Origin of the sequence: Ottowia beijingensis, assembly GCF_042680925.1 — a bacterium.
Taxonomy (GTDB): Bacteria; Pseudomonadota; Gammaproteobacteria; order Burkholderiales; family Burkholderiaceae_C; genus Ottowia; species Ottowia beijingensis.
On record NZ_JBHUEP010000023.1, the window covers coordinates 1 to 1,322 of the forward strand.

Annotated in this window: 1 protein-coding gene; it reads left to right on the plus strand. The window is 67.0% G+C overall.

All coding sequences use genetic code 11. From position 1 onward, the window contains the following. Nucleotides 1-118: 118 nt before the first annotated feature. On the plus strand, nucleotides 119-1,322 hold a 1,204-nt coding region (gene istA / locus ACFSCU_RS18915), incomplete at its 3' end, for an IS21 family transposase (protein ID WP_377561347.1).

Below are 1,322 nucleotides of genomic sequence, written 5' to 3' on the forward strand. Positions count from 1 at the left end.
CGGACAGTGTTCCACGCTGAAGGCGGACAGCATTCCAAACTGATGGCGGACACCTGCGGGGTGTTCTGAGTGACCCGAACGCGGCATACGCTGCCCGGTTTTTTGACCGGAACCAGCGATGCCCACACCCAGGGTCACCATGAGCAAACTACGACACACACTGCAACTGCTGCACCGCGGGGCCTTGAGCACCCGTCAAATCGGTGCCGCCCTCGGCATCTCCAAATCCACTGTCAGCGAGATAGCCAGCTACGCGCGCGTGGCCGGCGTGGACTGGGCACTGGCCCAGAGCCTGAACGACGACGAACTCCAGGCCCGGCTCTACAAGCCACCCGTGGCGCGCGAGTCCCGGCACCTTGAACCCGACCACGCCCACATCCACCGCGAACTGCGCCGACCTGGCGTGACGCTGCAGTTGCTTTGGGAGGAATACCAGCAACAGCACAGCGGGCAGGCGTACAAGTACAGCGCCTTCTGCGAGAAGTACAAGGCCTGGGCCCGGCGCCTGCAGCGCTCCATGCGCCAGACCCACACGGGCGGTGACAAGCTCTTTGTGGACTACGCCGGCCAGACCGTTCCCGTGGTGGATGCCGACACTGGCGAGATACGCCAGGCCCAGGTCTTCGTGGCCGTGCTGGGCGCATCGAACTACACCTACGCCTGCGCCACCGCCAGCCAGAAGGCCACCGACTGGGTGGCCAGCATCATTAGCGCGCTGGAGTTCATCGGCGGCGTGCCCCGCCTGCTGGTGCCTGACCAGCCGCGCGCCCTCATGGCCCGACCCGACCGTTACGAGCCCACCGCGCACCGCCTGCTCGAAGAGCTCTGTGCGCACTACAGCCTGGCCGTGATGCCCGCGCGCCCGGCCAAGCCACGCGACAAACCCAAGGTGGAGGTCGCTGTGCAGGTGGTCGAGCGCTGGATTCTGGCCAGGCTGCGCCACCAGACCTTCTTCAGCCTGGCCGAGCTCAACCGGGCGATTGCCGCCTTGCTGGTGGACTTGAACCAGCGCGCGTTCAAGAAGCTGCCGGGCAACCGCACCAGCGCCTTCGCCGAACTCGACCGGCCAGCCCTGCGCCCCCTGCCGCCGGTGCGCATGCCCATCGCGCGCTTCAAACCCGCCCGCGTCAACATCGATTACCACGTTGAGCTCGATGGCCACTACTACTCGGTGCCCCACGCCCTGGTGGGTGAGCCGGTGGAGTTGCGCATCACGGCCGGCACGCTCGAAGTCCTGCACGGCAGCAAACGCGTGGCCGCCCACGCCCTCAATCCCCGACGGGGTGCACACACCACCACGCCCGAGCACATGCCGGCCTCGC